Here is a 16,053-nt window from a genome sequence, read left to right on the forward strand (position 1 = left end):
AAGGTGCCGCGGTCGCATCGTCGACGCGCTCAGCCCTTGATGCCCGCGCCGACCACGGATCGGATGAAGTGCTTCTGGAAGGCCAGGAAGAAGACCAGCACCGGCAACGTGATGATGGACGCGTAGGCCATGATCTCGCCCCACTGCGTCGTGCGGCCATAGAACTGCTGCAGGCCAACCATCACCGTGCGCGCCTGCGAGGTGTGGACGGTCATCACCGGCCACAGGTATTGGTTCCACATGCCCAGGAACAGGATGATGGCGGCGGTCACGATGACCGGCTTGCAGACCGGCAACACGACGCGCAGGTAGATCGTCAGCGCGCCGGCGCCGTCCATCCGGGCGGCCTCCAGCAGTTCGTCGGGCACATCCTTGAAGAATTGATAGAACAGGAAGACGCAGAACGCGTTCGCGAGGAAGGGCACGAACTGGACGTGCAGCGTGTCCAGCCACCCGACGACGACTGCTCCTGTGCCGATGTCGATCCACGGCAGCTTGGACACGATCAGCAGCAGCGGGATGGCCAGCACCTCGAACGGCACGATCAGCAGGCCGATCACCAGGGACAGCGCGACGCCCTGGCCGCGCCACTTCAGCTTTGCCAGCGCAAAGGCAGCGGCGCTGTTGATGAAGATGCCCGCTACGACCGTGACCAGAGACACCACGCCCGAGTTGAACAAGTAGGACCCGATTGAGCCCTTCTCGAACATCGCGCGGTAGTTGTCGAGCGTCCAGCTGGCATTCGGGATCAGGGCCGTCGGGCTGCCAAGGTCGGCGAATATCACCTCGCTCGGCTTGAAGCCGGCGGCGAACATGAACAGCATCGGATAGGCGAACACGATGCCCGCAAGCACCATCAACGCGACATGCAGCAGCTTGCCGGCGACCAGCGCTCCTTCTGCGGACCGATTCATGATCCCAACCTTTCCATGATCTTCTTCTGGCCGAACGACAGCAGCAGCACGAAGAGGAAGAAGAACAGCGTCATGGCGGAGCCGTAGGCAATGTCCTGCTCTCGGAAGCCCACGCGGACCGCGTGGAAGATGATGGTCGTGGTCGAGTCGCGCGGGCCGCCACCGGTGAGCACGTCGACCTGCGTGAACAGGCCGAAGGCCATGATGGTCGTCGAGAGCATGACGAACACCAGCGTCCGCTTCAGCCCAGGCACCGTGATGTAGATGAACTTCTGCCAGGCGTTCGCGCCCATGACGCTGGCGGCTTCGTACTGGTCGTTCGAGATGCCCTGCAGGCCGGACAGGAAGATCAACATCTGGAAGCCAGCGCCCTGCCAGGCCGACATGATGGCGATGGAGAGCATGGCCAAGCGCGGGTCGCCAAGCCAGTCGGGCTGGGCCGCTTCGTCACCGAAGACGGCTCTCAGCACCTGATTGAGCAAGCCTGCGTCGGTGTGCAGGATCAACCCCCAGATCGCCGAGACGACGACCATCGAGGTCACGACCGGTGAGAAGAACACGGTACGCAGCCCAACACGCCCGCGGAACTTCTGGTTCACCCACAGCGCCATCGCTAATGCGAGGCCGCATTGCAAGGGCACGACCAGCAGCGCGAACAGGAAGGTGTTGAGGATGGAGCGCAGGAACTGCGGGTCGCGTGCGCCGACCAGGTAATGCGACCCGGCGATCTGGACGTTCGTGAGGTACTGAAAGCCGTCGAGGGTTGCGGGGTCCGCGCGCTTGAGCTGCCGCCACTGCCGCGAGGGGTTCTGCTGCTCCTTGACCAGCGCTGCCGGTGCTTCGACTAGCTTGAGCGAGAACATCCGCGTGTAGTTGTCGAGGCCCACCCATTCAAGGTTGTCGGACTGCAGCAGCTTGATGTTGGTGAAGCTGAAGCCTACCGCCATGATGAACGGCAGGACGACGAAGGCGGCGAAGAGGAAAAGTGCCGGGCCCAGCAGCGCAGCCACCTCGCCCCAACGCGCGTGCCCGAAATGTTTGATGTCAGAAGCCATAGTCACGGTTGCGCTTCAAGTCCTGCTGGATCGCTTCAACGGCGCGATCGAGTGCCTCCGCCGCGTCCCCGCCCTCGCGCACTTCCTTCATGGCGCGCTCGAAGCTGCTGCTGATGAGGGGATAAGCGGGCGTCTCCGGGCGCAGAACCGCGAACCTGCGTGCGAATTCGAAGTAGTCGCGGCCGTAGCCACCGACGCGGTACATCGTCGTCAGATCCGCTGCGGCCTCACTCGTCGGCATCAGGCCGGTTTCCACCGAGAAGGCGGCGATCTCCTTGGTGCTGATCAGGTGCTCAATGAACTGACGGGCGCCTTCCGGATGGGGGCAGCTGCTGGAGACCGCCCATTGCCAGGACCCCGCGCCTATGCGCGGCGCCTGCCCGAAGGCGGGGGGCGGCATGGCCACCAGGTCATCCTTGAACTTCCTGCGGTATTCGCTGTCGGCCCATGACCCGTTGTAGTTGAAGACGGCGCGTCCGCTGAGGAAGGCCTGCTCGTCCACCGGTTTGCGCGACGCCAGGCGTTCGTCAAACAGGCTACGGTAGTAGTCCAGCACGGTCAGCGCCTTGTCGCTGTTCAGCACGCCTTCGGCGACCTTGAACGTCTTGCGATCGATCAGGTCGGCTCCTGCGCTTTGGAGCCACGGCGAGAACGCATAGGGAACCCATTCGCCGTTGCGTTGGCCGTTGAGGTCCAGCGGATAGCGGACGCCCTGCTTCTTGAGCTGACGCAGGATGTCGCGGAACTCGTCGGCCGAGTAGGGATGCTCAAGGGTCGCGACGCGGATGCCGGCCTTCTCGAGCACGCTCTTGCGCGCGAACAATGCGAGCACGACATCGAACTGGCCCACCGCGAACAGCTTGCCTTTCAGCGTGGAGCGTCCACCAGCGATCAGCGCTTCTGCGCCGGCCGGGCGCAGCTTCCCCTCCAGGGGCTGGATATGACCCGCCCACGCGAAATTGGGAACCGACGGCTGATCCAGGTCCAGCACGCAAGGCAGCTTGTGGGTCATGGCCGCAGCAGTCACTGCCTGCTGGTATGAGCCCTGGGGAAGCGTCTCCACTACGACACGCCACTCGCTTTGCTTGCGATTGAAGCGCTCGACTGCATTGGCGCTGGCGACCATTTCAAGGTCGCCGGTTTCATGGCGCCAGACATGAAGTTCTTGCGGTGCCGCAAGAGCAGACATCGCGGCCCACGCAGCGGCTGCGCCAATCAAATGCTTCACCTGCGGCTCCTGCCCGCCGGCGCGGCCGCAACCGATGCACGTGTCTGAACATCGCAGCGCTCCTTGAGCTTGCCCTTTGACGAGGGATCGCAGGCAAGCCTGGCGGCGTGCATGCCCATCTGCAGGTAGGGCAGGCGCACACTGGTGAGCGGCGGATCCGTGGCGTGAACCAGCATCGGATGATCGTCATACCCGAGCACGGAGATGTCGTCCGGGACGGCGATCTGACGCTTGTGCAGGCACTGGATGATGCGAGCGGCCATCTTGTCGTTGCCGGCCACGATGGCGGTTGGCTTGTGCGCTCGCAGCACCTCACCCACCAGGGCGTCGATGCTTGCAAATTCGTCGTCGGCGTTGCCACCTCCCGAGCCCTGCACGAAGACCGGCTCCGGCAGCTTTCGATCGGCTGCAGCCTTGAGATAGCCCCGGTGTCGCAGTTGGGTTGCGCGCATGTCGGCAAAGAGCTCGAAGACGACAACGCGGCGGTGATTGAGTTCGTAGAGATGGGCGAGCCCGTCCCTGGCGCCCTGTTCGTCATCGGGCACCACTGCGGCGTAGTCACTGCGCTGCGCATAGCAGTTCAGTAGAACGACACGCAGGTCGTCGGCCCGCTCGAGCAAGTCCGTGTCGACTGGCCGGTGGAAGTGCGTCGCAAAGATCAGCGCGTCCACGCGGTGTTCGATCAGTTCGTCGATCAGGGAAGGGATGTCCTCTTCGGAGCCGCCGCTTTCGGCGATCAGGAGGCGCTTGCCCTGCTGCTTAGCGGACAGCTGCAGCCCCTTGATCAGCTCGAACGAATCTGGGCTCGTTGTGATGCGATCCGAGACCACACCGATCAGGTTGGTCTTGACGCCCTTCAACGACCGCGCAGCGATCGACGGCCGGTACTTCAGGGCCTGCATGGCGCCGATGATCAACGCAGAAGTCTTCGTCGAGACGCAGGTGGGATCGTTGAGGTATCGCGAGACAGTGCGTACCGACACATTGGCGGTTGCAGCAACCTCGTATATCGTGGCCGAAGAAGTCATGTCTCCAACATTCTTTTAGATCAAATGACCATCGGTAGCCATTTGTCTATCGATGGTAATTGTCCTGGGGAGGGTTGTCGCTCGGGTTTTCCCGGGACCTCCAAGAAACAGGCGCCCGAGGGCGCCTACAAGGCCCGAAGGCCAGAGGGATGCACGCAACCGCCCCCAGCGGAGCCGGTGGATTACTTCTTCTTGACAGCGCCCATGTAGACCTGGTCGAAGCTGACAAAGCCGCAGCCTCCCGCCTCGTTGTCGAAGATCTGCACCTTGGCTTGCTTGCCGGCCTGTGCAGTGAGGTCGATGGTCACCCAGTTGCCGTCATCCTTGATGGAAGACTGGTTGCAGGAGTTCGGCGTGTAGGTCGCCAGGACCGTTCCTGTGGCGTCCAGGACCTTGAGCCCCACGGTGCCGTTGGCATTGCCGCCCGACATCAGGAAGTTCAGGTAAGGCCGGCTTGCATTTACGGTGAACAGCGGCGAAGTCAGCGTGCCGGTCGAACCGTCGCATCCCTTGCTGTTGGCGTTCATCTCACAGGTGCTGACGGCGCGCGCCCCCACCCTCGCGCCACCCGAAACACCCTTCCAGGCGTCGGCACTCGCGGGGCTGGCGAAGTCGCCCGTTGCCGTCCACACCTGGGCCGTGGCCACCGCATCATCGAAGTCGCCGATGACCTGGGCGAAGGCGTCCGCAGTCACTGTGACGTTGAAGCCAAGCGTCGCCGTCGAGGCCGGGGTCAGCGTGACCTTGCCGCCGTCCTTGCCGTTGCCCGACGGATTCCAGGCCGTGGAGGACTGGTACCACTGGTCAGTGCTGACGAAGCCGCAGCCCGTCGCCTCCTCGTCGAACAACTGCGCCTGGATGTAGGCCGAGTTCAACGCGGAGATGTCGATGTGCGTCCAGTCATCGTCGTTCTGGATGAAGGAGGGGCCGCAGCTGGTCGGTGTGTAAGTCAGCAGCACGTTGCCCACGGTGTCCATGACCCGCAAGCCGACGTTTTTGCCGGCGCCACCGCCGTGCATCAGGAAGTTCAGATACTGATCGGTCACCTTGAAGGACGGCGACGTCAGCGTGCCCACCGGTGGGTCGCACGGCGTGCCCGGTCCAGCGATTTCGCAGGTGGTGATGGCCTTGTCACCCACACGCGCAGCGTTGGCGTCGGTGCCGGTCGTGCCCTGCCAGTTGGTTGCCGTGGGATTGGCAAAGACACCGGTGCCCACCCAGCCGCGCTTGGCCACCATGTCGACCGGATTCTCGAAGCTTGCGAAAGGAACCATCTTCTGGAACGTCACAGCCCCTTCGACGGTGACCTTGACGGGCGACAGCGGCTTGGTGAGCACGCCGGCGAGAGTGCCTCGCGGCTTGTCCGTCTGGTAGAAGTGATCGAAGGCAACGAAGCCGCAGCCCGCCGAAGCGTTGTCGAAGATCTTGAGCTGAACCTTTTCACCGATCAGCCCGCTGGTGTCGAAGTTGACGTAGTGCTGATCGCCCTTGAGGACGGGATCACCGCAGCTGTTCGGGTTGTACGTTCCCAGGACCTGCGCGACCGAGGAGCCCGGCGGCGTATAGAGCACCTGCGCGCCCACGTCAGGGCCGCCGTTGCCACCCGACATCAGGAAGGTGATCGAGTCCTTCGTGATGGTGACGTTGTTGATCGTGATGCTGCCCGTGGGTGCATCGCAACCGCCACCGCCGATTTCGCAGGTCGACACCGCAGCGTCGCCGATGCGAGCGGCGATGGGCGCCAGAGTCGGGTTGTTGTACTCGAGGTTGTTCCAGTTCGTCGTCGCGGCAAAGGCGCCGGTCAGGGTGTACTTGGCCGTGTCCTGCTGCATCAGCGCCGGGAACTCGAAGCTCGCGATGACGTTCTCATCGACGAAGGTGGTGTCGTCCGTCGTCACATGCGCCGAGGTGTTCGCGACGTGGCATGTCGGGCATGAGGTTACCTTGATCGACAGCGCCAGTTTGGACGGCGTTGAATAGGTGTCGTCCGCTACCGCGGTGACCTGGTAGACGTTGTCCTTGTTGGCATCCGACGGCGCCAGAAAGTTGGGTGGGATCGCGAAGCGGATTGAACCGTCGCCGCTGATCGAGAACAGGGCGGCATCGGGACCCGTGAGCGACAGCTTGACATTGTTGTTGTCCGGGCTGGTGACCGACAGCTTCGTCACATCGCGGCTGAATTCAGGCACGCTGATCGAACCCGGATCGGCGATGACCGGGGACTTGGGTTGAGGCAGTGAGTCGAGGCTTGCTCCGCCACCGCCGCCACAGGCAGCGAGCAGCAAAGTGATCGACAACAGGCACAGGAGCTTTTTCATCGTTGTTCTCCCGGGTCAGAAGAAGTAGGTGTACATGGCGCGCAGGGTGCGGCCGAACAGGGGCCGGCTCACACCTCGATTGGTGGCGCCGTTGGGGCCTTTCAGGTCGACAAACACCGGATCGCCCTCAGTGAACGAGAGTCGATTGGTGATGTTGGACACGTGGAACTGGAACGCGCTGTTCTTGTTGAAGTCCCAGATGAAGCCGCCGTCCAGGTGGTAGTACGCGGGGTAAAGGGTGACGTTGACGTCCTGGGATTCCGAGTACCGGCTGCCGAAATAGGTGTACTTGGCGTAGGGCTTGAAGGGCAGGCCGGTGTAGGGCTTCAGGTCCCAGGTTGCCTGGACGTTTGCCATGACGTTGGCCAGCCGTCGCGGACGGCGACCGTCCTCGCCGATCTGCTCGAAGGTATAGCCGGTGACGACATCGTTGACCCGGATCTCCTTCACGGTGCGGTAGTTGGCGTCCACGACCTTGGGGTCCTGCACGACGCCAGTGAACCGCAGTTCCAGGCCTTTCACGGCACGCGGGCGCCAGGCGGCCTCCACCTCCAGCCCGATGTTCTGGATGCCACGGCGGTAGAACTCGCGGACCAGTGGGCAGCTGTTGATGTCGACGATGGTGCCGGCGGGTGTGCACTGCGGCGACGTGAAGTCGCGGTAGTCGACGTACTGGTCGCGCGGGCTGAACTTGTTGTAGAAGAGAGCGATCTGGGTGTCCCAGGTATCGGCGTAGAAGCGCGTGCCCGTCTCGTACTGCATGATCTTCTCGACCTTGCTGCCGGGAGCCGTGGGGTCGAACTGGAGCTGGTTCAACTGCTCCAGGCTCGGCAGCCGGAACGAGCTCGAGACCAGGCCGTAGACCGCGAGGCTAGAGCTGACCGAGTAGTTGGCGCCGACCGACCAGCCTGTTGCGCTGACCTTGGAGTTCAGATACTGGTTGGCACCGGGCAGCAGTACTTCGTTGTCGGCGATGGTGTCAGCGGTGCTCCCCGGGACCACACTTGCAGGCGTCAGGTTGGTGGTCTGGTCACGCACGTTGTAGATGACGTTGGCGCGCTGCGTCTGGTGACGCACACCGACGTCCAGCTTGAGGCGTCGATTGAGCGTTTCCCAGTGGTCCTGCAGGTAGATGGCCTCGCCCTTGACCTTGGTGTCGGCCAGGTAGCCGTTGAAGCCCAGACGCATGACGCCACCTGACGTGACGCTCGGCCCCACGGGAGTTCCTGCGGCGTCGATGGCACGAAGCTCGACGAGCTCCGGATGGTCGTTCATCGTCGACACCAACAGCGACTGCTGGAAGTTCTGCTTGTTGGAGTACTCGGTGAAGTAGGCGCCCAAGGTGACCTGGTGCTCGCCTAGCAGGTTCAGCGTCTTGCCCAGCTTCAGGTCGACCGAGGTGCTCTTGGCGTCGGTGGTCGTGATGAACGGGATCAGGTAGTTGAGATAGGTGCTGTCGGCGACGCGTGCGCCGCCGTTCAGGCCGTATGCCGCCACGCCCACAGCGCCTTGGTAGAAGGCGCCGAAGCGTAGGACGTCGTTGTTGAACCGCGCGTTGTTGAAGCGTGCCGCGGTGGTCGTGTCGTTGCCCGTGAAGAGGCCGTTGAAGCCACTGCTGCCGGAGGTGTGGCGCACGCCACCATCGAAGGTCCAGCCCGACTCGAACTCGTGGCTGAGCTTGGCGGTGTAGATGTTGAAGTTGGGGTGGATGCCGTCCGCGACGTCCACCTGACGCTGGCCGTACTCGCCGAGCATCGTGAACTTGCGGTTGGAAGGCGACGCCACCGTGCCGTGGGCGAAGTCGATGCCGAGCGGCCATACCGCATCCATGTCGATGCGGACCGGGTTGGCCGCCGTGCCAGGCTGGGTGATGGCTGGCACCTGGAAGGGCACGTTCTGATAGAAGGCCGTGCGGTCGTTGATCTTCAGTGCATGCAGCTGCACTTCGGTCATGCCGTCGTCGGTGCGGTAGACGAGATTTCCACGCACCTGGCCGCCCTTGTCTGCGGTGTAGCCGGTATCACGCAGCCCATCCGAGGTCCGGTAGAAGCCGCCGACCGCAAAGGTCAGGTTCTTGTTGATGGGCCCCGAGAGGAAGAAGTCGTTACGCAGAAAGTTGTAGTCGGCGACTTCGAGCTTGTAGCCACCCTCAAGCGTCTGGCCGCCCGTGCGGGTGATGTGGTTGACCGTCGCACCCAGGCCATTCGAGTAGAGGATGCCGCCCGTGCCGCCCTTCACCACTTCGACCCGCTTGGTCATCAGGTCAAAGCGCGCCGCCACGTCGTTATTCATGAACGGCACCTCGGGCTCTTCAAACCAAGGCAGGCCGTCAATCAACTGCGGCGCGTAGCGGTAACCTCCGGTGACGGGCAGACCGCGCACGGTGATGTTGTTGCTCGCCTCGCCTGCCGTGCTGCCCTCGGCAAAGATGCCAGGGACGTTCTGCAGCAGGTCGGCCGTGCTGATCGGCGCCAGTTTGCGGATCTCTTCAGCCGAGATCGTGTTGATGGTGTTGGTCGAGTCCTTCTTCTGCGTCTTCTTGACGCTGCCCGTGACCACCACGTCGTTCAGGCGCTGAACGTCCGTATCGGCTTGCGTCGCTGGCGCCTGCTGAGCGAAAGCGGCTTGAACGGAGAGCGCCAGGGGCAACAGGCGCAACGCGCCTCTCTTGAATCTCATCGTCTGTCTCCTACTTTGTAATGTTTGGCGCTTCGGACCTTGCGAACCTTCGTTCTGGTCGCGCCGAATGCCACGTCTGGAAAAACAACCTTCGAGGCCCGCCGCTTGCGCGAGCCCGTGAGCCAACTACTTCGGCAATCGCAGCGGCCAGAGGTTCACCGTCGCCAGCAAAGGTTTCGCTGCGTCGGAACCAATTCGTATCTCTGTGCTGCTCGGCAGCGACGGGTAGCTGCGCAGCGAGTAAGCGGCCGCGTCATTGATGAACACCTCGACCGTCGAGCCATCGACAAAAACTCGCAGCCGCTGCATGGCCCCGAACGCTTCGGCTGAGTAATTTCCGCGCAGGACTTGTGGCCCCTCGCCGTCTGCGGACAAGGTGGATTTCGACTTGTCGACGACCACTGCGCCCTTGGCAGGGTCGAAGCTCAGCCGCGTGAACTCCTGGCCGTCGGGTGACGCCAGTACGTCCAGGTGGATCGGGCCGGCTGCCGGCTGCTCGTCGTCTAGTTCGATCAGCAACTCGTAAGCCCGATGGCCCGCATGAAGTAGCTGCGGCGCGCGCCCAATCGCGACGGCTGAGCGGTCGATGGCCGGTCCTGCGCGGAGCGCTGCCAGTTCGGGCGCAGGTGCTTGACCAAGCGTCCGCCGGTCCTTCATCAGCGTCCACGTGCGCGGAAGGCTGAAGGTGTGCGCCCACCCGGCGCGCTGCTGGGCCAGCGGCGTGCGCCGTTCGTCGACGATGCCGATCGCGCGGAGACTGCCATCTGCCGCACGGCCGACTGTGGGTGCGAGATGGCCCGGAACCAGGTCCAGTGGCTGCGGAGTCCGGAAGAACGGCTTGAAGGTGCCACCCGACCAGGTGCCAGTCCAATAGACCGCCCGAGTGCTCGGCTCACCGTACTTGCTGACCTTGCCGCCGATGGGGTTCACCACCAGGATCGAGACCTCATCGGACAGGCGCTCGAATACGGGCATCTCCCAGATCTCGGAGCCGATATCGAGCATGCGATAGGCAGGCTCCATGAACTTCTGCCGGGGCTGCCAGCGGGCACCCTTCTCTGCGGCCTCAAGGACGTAGTACATGAGGCCGCCACCGCTCTCAAGCGCGGCGCCGATGATCATGTGCCAGGTGTTCCCTTCCTTCCAAAGGAACGGATCACGGATGTCCTTGGCTCCTCGCGAGTTCACGATGGGCCCCTGCTTCTTCCACTGCTTCAGCTGCGGGTCCTCGCTGATCGCCATCGCAACACCCGGGTTGCTGGCAGCGAGCCGGTCACCGTGATTGACGCTCGTGTAGAACGCGAAAGCCTTGCCGCCATCAGCAATGACATGCCCGGACCAGATGCCCTTCATGTCGAAGCCGAAGTCGTCGCTTTGCAGTTCAGGAGCCAGCGCGTCCTGGTGGTTCTCCCACTCCAGCAGGTCGCGACTCGACATGTGCCCCCAGTGCATCAATGTCTTGAACGGCCCATTCGGCGTGCGCTGGTAGAACAAGTGCCAGGTGTCCCCGATGCGGATCAGGCCATGTGGCTCATTGGTCCAGTTCGCCGGCGGCAATGCGTGGACGCGGGGACGCAGGGGGTCTGTCGCGAATCTGCTGTCGGGAACGACCAAGGACGCCGCAGCGTCAGGGATCTCCGAAGGCCTGGGCAGCAGCGCACGCTGCTCGTCGCTGAGCGCCTCCGGGTAGACAGCCACCAGGTCGAAGGCGCCGTTCAGGCGATTGATCGTGAAATCGAGGATCTTGGTGTCAGTGGGCGCCGTCGCCAGCCGCAACGGCGCTTGTGCCAGACGCAAGGACATGCCTGGCTCGCCGCGTGCTGCACCGACGACCTTCTCGTCCTGGAGCAACGAAGCTGCACCAGAGGCCGGATCGACGGTGGCAACCACATGGACCCAGCGTCCCAACGGAAACTTTGCCTTGGCCTTGGCCAATAGCGGCCCGGCTGACGTGGCCACCTTGAAGCCCCAGCGGCCGTACGTGTCGATGAACAGGTCGAAGCCCTTGTCACCGGCGGCCTGCTGAACGAAGGACGAGGGAACCAGATCCTTCACCGGCACTTCCAGGTCCGACGGATAGCTCTCCAGCGCGACCCAGAAAGAGATCGTCAAGCCCTTGCGCGGCTCCAAGACCACGTTGGCCTCGGCATAGCTGGAGAAGCCGTCTGTGCGCCATGCGTCGCCGAGGACTCCCGGCACGACGTCCGGCGCCGGAAATTGCGTCCTGATCTGCAGCCCGCTCGACCGCCCGCCCGTTGAGATCGCATCGAAGTCCGCATGAACGACAGGAGCGGGCAGCGAGGCCGCCGTAGCGCAGGTAGCAAGGGCGGCCAACGCCGCCAGGAGCGCGCGCGGTGCGCGGCTTATCGATTGAGGCAACGACGAACCACTACCGCCCTCTTGAGCGGCTAATCTCCAGACAGCGCCAAATGTGCTCATGAACTGGCCCTTGCATGCAAGGTAGCAATCAGACCAAATGGCAATCGATAGACATTTTTGACGAGCGGAGATCGAGCATTGGCAAAGAAGTGACAAACATGGCTGCGGCGCAGTCCGAACAGCTGCTGGCGAGCCTTCTGGCAACCAACCTCACTACAGCCTGAAGAAGTCTTGACCATCGATAGCCATTTGTCGCAAGTGAAGAGCCCTTGCGGGACCAAAATGTCTATCGATGGTAGTTTCGTTCGCGTGACGCGTCGTCGGTATTTCCCCCAAGATGCTCTGACTAAGCTGCGTCGGCTGCTCAGGCTGCGGCCGGCGGTCCAGAAATGCCCCCGCGGGGATGCGGACGATACCTGCCGTATGAAGCTGGCGAGACCTGTCGCTGACCGCGCGCAGAGTTGGCCCCTTCCGTCCCAAGCTCGATCTCCTCGGAAGGGCAGGTCCAGGAGGTTCAGCGGTCATTCGGCCCCCGGATCGTCGAGTGACAGGTGCTGGCGGCAGCTGTCGTTGGTCCGCCGAAACTCAGTGGCAGCGGCCAGCCTCCTACCGCCACCGGATCAATTTCGGCTTTGGGCACGAAGCTGCCCTACGGACGCCGGCCGCGAGCGTCAGTTGCCGCTGCAGAGCCTACGTACCGCTCCGTTTATCTCCTGGCCTCCGCCGGGTGCTCATGGTGACTGGATTGCGTGCTCATCGCGCCGGCCTGGATGCTGACGACCACTGGAATACGCAACGGGCGATGGAGCGTCCCCCGAAGCGCTTTCGAAACGCCGCCACGCATCGAGTTCGTAGCGCTGCACTGGAACATGGATCCGGAGGCTGCAGCCGCCCCGGTCGTGATGACGATCGACGAGCTAGAGCATGAAGTGGCCTCGCTCCAACATCTCGCGGGCGAGTATTTCAGGCCGACGAGAAAGTACGAGAGGTGGGCGACCGCTCGTCCAGCATGAAACCTGACTGCACGCCGGCAGCCAAGCCCACGTGGTCGTGCTGCTGTCACACAGCTCGTGACCAAGGCGCCGCGCCGCCACGTGGTGGCAATTTGCCCTCGAATCCCGCAGTCCCAGGTCGTCCAGCGAGACCTACGCTCCAGTGAACACATCCAAAGGAGCCACCATGGACCACCCAGAGTTGCAAGCTACTGCGTCGGAACTCACTTCCGACCCGTCAGACACCTTGAGGCTGCCGAAGGTTCGGCAGCGCACTGGTCTTGGCCGCTCGACAATCTACCGCCTGATCGCCCAGGGCCGATTCCCGAGTGCCGTGCAACTGGCGCCTCGGGCCGTCGGCTGGCACAAGGCCGATATCGACGCCTGGCTCGAAGCCAGGCCGAAGGCGGCTCAGTGAGAGGCGGCTGACACCCACAGGGCCAGCTTCATCACAACGCCGCACAAAAGCAGCAGTGCGATAGCGCGCACCACCCACCAGGTGGTGAACCAATACCGATGGTTGGTGAATAGAGCGCCAGACAGCCTGTAAAGCGCAAACAACACGGCAACGAACGTCACCATGCTGCTGCCTTTTCCTAGGTCGGGAATCTGGTGCACGAGGATCGCCCAGCCGAGCGGCCAGACCACTGCGTCTATCGAAGCAAGCAAACGGCGCCCCGGCCAATAGGGCACGTCCGGACGCGGCTCTCGCTGCACGAAGACGATCATGCTGTTCTCCCCATTTGGCACATGAACTCATAACGCGCTGACGCAATGGAACCACCAGAGCGCTCCGGATAGGGACAACATGGAAACAGTTCGTAAATCCGCGGCACGCCAATCGGCTCCCTTTCACATTGGACGAACGAGCGCGGAAGTTTTCTGAATGAATTTCTTCCGTGAAAACCCTATCGTCTCGACCAACCGAACGAGACGACCAGACAAACGTTCGGTCGCACCGAAGCGATGGGGCGTTGAGAGACATAGACAAATGCCAGCGCTGCAACGTCGCAACGGTTCGGTCCACGTGACGCGTGCCTAGACACGGCAGCGACAACGTTCTGCAATTCGTCCCGGGGCATTTCACACGCTGCCGCAATCGCGACACAGAGCGAATTGCATCCCGGCGTCCGAAAGGAGAAGGAGATGGACTCAGACGACATCGCCACCAGCAGCGGCTCTCGGCGCAGCGCCGCATTTCGTGCACTTCACCGCAAGCTCGATCCCATCGACGGTCCGAGAACTCTTGGAGCAAAGCGGCTCGCGCTACGCGAGCAGCGACACCGACAGGCTGTCGCCGACTGGCATGTGGGCCTCTTCAAGACCGGTAGCCAAGGAACCTGCGTCCTCATCTCCTGCAGCGGCACTGTCGCGTTTGCCATCGCCAAGACGCCGACAGGCTTGTTCATCGAGAAGCGCTGCTGCCCACCCACAGGGCCTCGGACCTCGCACGCCATGCTCTTCGAGGACAGATCGACATTCGACCGATGGTGCGACGTCGAGCCCACGCGCTTCGACGATCCACTGCTGTGTGATCTCCTGCGCCGCCGCGGTCATGACATCTTTGCCGGACACGGCTGATCTGATCGGCCAGAAGTCGCTGCACACGTACGCGCACTCGCTGGGGGTGCTTCACCTCCTTCCAGACATCGCCAAGGCAGCCAGCGAGCAGGCTGCGGTCGAATTGTTCTGGCGCGCGGTGCGCACGTTGGGGGCCGACGCTGGTGTGTTCGTCAGCGCGATCAAGGAAGAAGCCGCCCGGATGTCCATCCGGTCGCTGCTCGCCTGCGATCCGCGATGGGCCCACGCCCCGAGTTCGAGCTCACCTGTTCCTGAAGGAGACCCGCCATGCAAGCGACCGTCCTGCTCACGCCCGTCATGCTGACGCTCGCCCTGCTGGCGTCCTGCAGCTCGCCGCCCAAGCCGCCGTCGGTCGATGAATCCGGCAAGCGCCCCGTTAACTCGGCAGTGACCGTGGAGCTGCAGGTCTGCAAGCACGAGCTGCAGAACACGCGCCTGCTGGCCACGGAGGCCACACGCCTGGCGGACTCCACAGCTACCACGCTGGCCAGCATCTCGGCCCGCCAGCAGGCGCTGCTCAGCCTGCAAGCGGCAGACGGGACGCCACCTCAAGCCAAGCTCGCACAGGGCAACACTATCTACACGGTGCGCTTCGCCTACGGCAGCTCCCGCGTCGACATCCCCGCGGATGCAGCGCAGCTGCTGGTGGCCGAAGCCAAGTCGGCACCGCTGGTGATCCTGCGCGGCCGCACCGACGGGCAGACCGACACGCTGGCCGAGAGCCGCATCGCCCGCGACCGGGCGAATGCCGTGCGCGACTACCTGGTCACCGCCGGCGTCGACGCCGCGCGCATCCGCGCGACCCACCAACCCACGGGCGACCCGGTGGCCGACAACGGCAGCAGCAGCGGCCAGGCGCTAAACCGCCGCGTCGAGATCGAGATCTACCGCGTCGCGCCCGTCGCGCTCACCGCCAACCGCTGATCACCCCAGGAGATCGCCATGGATGCAGACACCACCACCGGCACGCAGCCTGCGCCCCAACCTCAACGCGCAGGCGGCACCGTTGAACCCGCCAACCGCGCGGCGGTGGCCAAGGAAAAGTTCCAGACGCCGCTGGACTTCAGCGGCGAACGCTTCGAGCTGCGCGACCCTTTCGCTGAGGTGACTTATCGCGCCAAGACCATGGCCGAGATCACCACCAAGGCGGAGCAGATCGGCAGCCAGCGTTTCACCGCCATCGCCGAGGACGGCCAGCGCACGCCTGTGACCAAGGTCGGCACGCAATGGCGGCGCGGCGAGCCCTTGCCGGCACAGCCCGAGCGCCCGCTTGACCCAGGCCCAGCCAAGGGCGACCTGGCCGACACGCCGACCATGCCAAAGGCACAACCGCAACCCGCGCAGGCCGACGCCAAGGCGCTCGCCAAGATCGAATCCGACGCCGAGCGGTCGGCCCTCGTGTCCAGGCTGGAAGCGGCGTTGAAAGACCGCTACATCATCAAAAACGCCCCGGTCAGCATCGGCGACGTGAAGATCGGCCACACCGAATTCGCCCTCGACGAGCAGATTTACAGGGCGATCAGGCAACGGTTCAGCCGGGAACTGGGTATATGGAGTTCTGCGGCCGATATCCGGATGGTGATGATTGCAACCTTCGAACTGAGGCCGGCGGGCGCACCGAACATCTGCGGCATCCATCTGATGCCGGTCACTACGCAGTGGCTTCCGGTAGACACCGTCCACGAACAGCACCTCGTCAAACAACTGGTTCGTGACGGTCGTTCATTCAAGAAGGTCCTTCGCTATGACCTTCGCGGCAGCAGCGAAAGACAACCCTGCGTCGCCTTGCTTGATCGGGGCCAGCCCGCGCAGCTGCTGTTCGCGTGATCTCCGTCGGCAGCCATCGCGTAGCTTGGGCAGGCCTGCGCTTGTGTAGGTG

At 63.4% G+C, this 16,053-nt stretch carries 13 protein-coding genes; 5 read left to right on the forward strand and 8 right to left on the reverse strand.

All coding sequences use genetic code 11. The features are described from left to right. Positions 1-29: 29 nt before the first annotated feature. The 7 genes from ACO07H_RS17990 to ACO07H_RS18020 form a co-directional block, all read right to left on the reverse strand. Positions 30-914, reverse strand: a complete 885-nt coding sequence (locus tag ACO07H_RS17990) for a carbohydrate ABC transporter permease (RefSeq protein WP_422016630.1) — start codon at positions 912-914, stop codon at positions 30-32. After that, positions 911-1,969 (reverse strand): carbohydrate ABC transporter permease, encoded by a 1,059-nt coding sequence (locus ACO07H_RS17995; RefSeq protein WP_422018655.1) that lies wholly within the window; start codon positions 1,967-1,969, stop codon positions 911-913. Before ACO07H_RS17995 ends, ACO07H_RS17990 begins: the two co-directional genes overlap by 4 nt. Continuing rightward, positions 1,959-3,197: an extracellular solute-binding protein gene (locus ACO07H_RS18000; protein ID WP_422016632.1), complete on the reverse strand. Its 1,239-nt coding sequence runs from the start codon at positions 3,195-3,197 to the stop codon at positions 1,959-1,961. The genes ACO07H_RS17995 and ACO07H_RS18000 overlap by 11 nt, the downstream gene beginning before the upstream one ends. Beyond that, entirely contained in the window at positions 3,194-4,225 is a 1,032-nt protein-coding gene (locus ACO07H_RS18005) for a LacI family DNA-binding transcriptional regulator (protein WP_422016634.1), read from the reverse strand. Before ACO07H_RS18005 ends, ACO07H_RS18000 begins: the two co-directional genes overlap by 4 nt. Positions 4,226-4,407: 182 nt before the next feature. Continuing rightward, complete coding sequence (locus ACO07H_RS18010; RefSeq protein ID WP_422016636.1) at positions 4,408-6,543, reverse strand: hypothetical protein; 2,136 nt, start codon at positions 6,541-6,543, stop codon at positions 4,408-4,410. 15 nt (positions 6,544-6,558) lie between these two features. Beyond that, a complete protein-coding gene (locus ACO07H_RS18015) occupies positions 6,559-9,222 on the reverse strand; it encodes a TonB-dependent receptor (protein ID WP_422016638.1) in 2,664 nt (887 codons plus the stop codon). Between the two features lie 126 nt (positions 9,223-9,348). Further along, a complete protein-coding gene (locus ACO07H_RS18020) occupies positions 9,349-11,661 on the reverse strand; it encodes a GH32 C-terminal domain-containing protein (RefSeq protein WP_422016640.1) in 2,313 nt (770 codons plus the stop codon). Between the two features lie 1,119 nt (positions 11,662-12,780). Here ACO07H_RS18020 and ACO07H_RS18025 point away from each other — a divergent pair. Next, positions 12,781-13,011 carry a helix-turn-helix transcriptional regulator gene (locus ACO07H_RS18025; RefSeq protein ID WP_422016642.1) on the forward strand — a complete coding sequence of 77 codons (231 nt, stop codon included), beginning with the start codon at positions 12,781-12,783 and terminating at the stop codon, positions 13,009-13,011. Here ACO07H_RS18025 and ACO07H_RS18030 read toward each other — a convergent pair. Continuing rightward, positions 13,005-13,322, reverse strand: coding sequence for a hypothetical protein (locus ACO07H_RS18030; protein ID WP_422016644.1), 318 nt, complete (start codon positions 13,320-13,322; stop codon positions 13,005-13,007). The two genes, ACO07H_RS18025 and ACO07H_RS18030, sit on opposite strands and share 7 nt — an antisense overlap. Positions 13,323-13,739: 417 nt before the next feature. Between ACO07H_RS18030 and ACO07H_RS18035 the strand changes: the two genes are divergently transcribed. The 4 genes from ACO07H_RS18035 to ACO07H_RS18050 are packed head-to-tail and all read left to right on the forward strand — an operon-like array spanning position 13,740 to position 16,001. Further along, the gene (locus ACO07H_RS18035) at positions 13,740-14,174 is read left to right on the forward strand and encodes a hypothetical protein (protein ID WP_422016646.1); all 435 of its coding nucleotides are present in this window, start codon (positions 13,740-13,742) and stop codon (positions 14,172-14,174) included. Continuing rightward, positions 14,149-14,478 (forward strand): hypothetical protein, encoded by a 330-nt coding sequence (locus ACO07H_RS18040; RefSeq protein ID WP_422016648.1) that lies wholly within the window; start codon positions 14,149-14,151, stop codon positions 14,476-14,478. The genes ACO07H_RS18035 and ACO07H_RS18040 overlap by 26 nt, the downstream gene beginning before the upstream one ends. After that, on the forward strand, positions 14,442-15,098 hold the full coding sequence (locus tag ACO07H_RS18045; protein ID WP_422016650.1) for an OmpA family protein: 657 nt from the start codon (positions 14,442-14,444) through the stop codon (positions 15,096-15,098). The genes ACO07H_RS18040 and ACO07H_RS18045 overlap by 37 nt, the downstream gene beginning before the upstream one ends. A gap of 18 nt (positions 15,099-15,116) precedes the next feature. Then, a complete protein-coding gene (locus ACO07H_RS18050; protein WP_422016652.1) occupies positions 15,117-16,001 on the forward strand; it encodes a DUF1173 family protein in 885 nt (294 codons plus the stop codon). The last annotated feature ends 52 nt before the right edge of the window (positions 16,002-16,053 follow it).

Origin of the sequence: Roseateles sp., assembly GCF_965229315.1 — a bacterium.
Taxonomy (GTDB): Bacteria; Pseudomonadota; Gammaproteobacteria; order Burkholderiales; family Burkholderiaceae_C; genus Pelomonas.